The organism is Mesorhizobium sp. M7A.F.Ca.AU.002.02.1.1 (assembly GCF_003998535.1).
Lineage (GTDB): Bacteria > Pseudomonadota > Alphaproteobacteria > Rhizobiales > Rhizobiaceae > Mesorhizobium > Mesorhizobium ciceri.
On record NZ_RZPB01001302.1, the window covers coordinates 1 to 947 of the forward strand.

At 67.7% G+C, this 947-nt stretch carries 1 protein-coding gene; it reads left to right on the forward strand.

Annotation, left to right across the window (positions count from 1 at the left end; translation table 11 throughout):
- On the forward strand, positions 1 to 947 hold a 947-nt coding region (locus tag EN879_RS37300; protein WP_164774911.1), incomplete at both ends, for a sugar ABC transporter ATP-binding protein.

The window sequence follows — 947 nt, forward strand, 5'->3', positions numbered from 1 at the left end:
GACGAGCCGACCTCGGTGCTCAACGCCGCCGATATCGAAGTGCTGTTCGCGCGCGTGCGCTCGCTCAAATCGCGCGCCAGCTTCGTCTGCGTCTCGCACCGTCTCGACGAGGTGCTGGCGATATCAGACCGCGTCTACACGATGAAGGACGGCGCGGTCGTCGCCGAACACCGCGCGGCCGAGGTCACCGCGCCGGAGCTGCACGAGATCATGGTCGGGCGCGGCCTGCAGGCCGAATATTACCGCGAGGCTCGCCAGCAGGCGCCGCGCGACACGGTCATGGTCGAGGCCAGGGGACTGGGCGCGAACGGTGCCTATCACGGTGTCGACCTGAAAATCAGGGCCGGCGAGATCGTCGGCATTGCCGGCGTCGTCGGCTCCGGCCGCGAAGAAGTCACGCGCACCATCGGCGGCTTCCTGCAGCACGATGCCGGCGAAATGAAAATCGCCGGTGACGCCGTGCGCTTCGCCTCGCCGGAGCCGGCGGTGCGCAAGGGGATCGGCTATGTGCCGCGCGAGCGCAGGCTCGAAGGCCTGGTGATGTTCCTGTCGATCGCCGAGAACATTTCGCTGGCCGATCTCTCCAGCGTCATGCGCCATGGCGCCATCGACTATGGCAAGGAGCGCCGGCTCGCCGCCGACTGGATCAAGCGGCTGCGCATCAAGGCGCCCGGCCCCGATGCCGCCTGCCGCAAGCTCAGCGGCGGCAACCAGCAGAAGGTGGTGCTGGCGCGCTGGATGACGGCGGGCTCGCGCATCCTGGTGCTCGATCACCCGACGCGCGGCCTCGATGTCGGCGCCAAGGAAGAGGTTTACGAACTGGTCCGCGATCTCTCCGCGCAAGGCGTGGCGATCCTTCTGATTTCCGACACGCTGGAAGAGACGATCGGCCTGTCGCACCAGGTGCTGGTGATGCGCGACGGCGAAATCACCGCGCGCTTCGACGC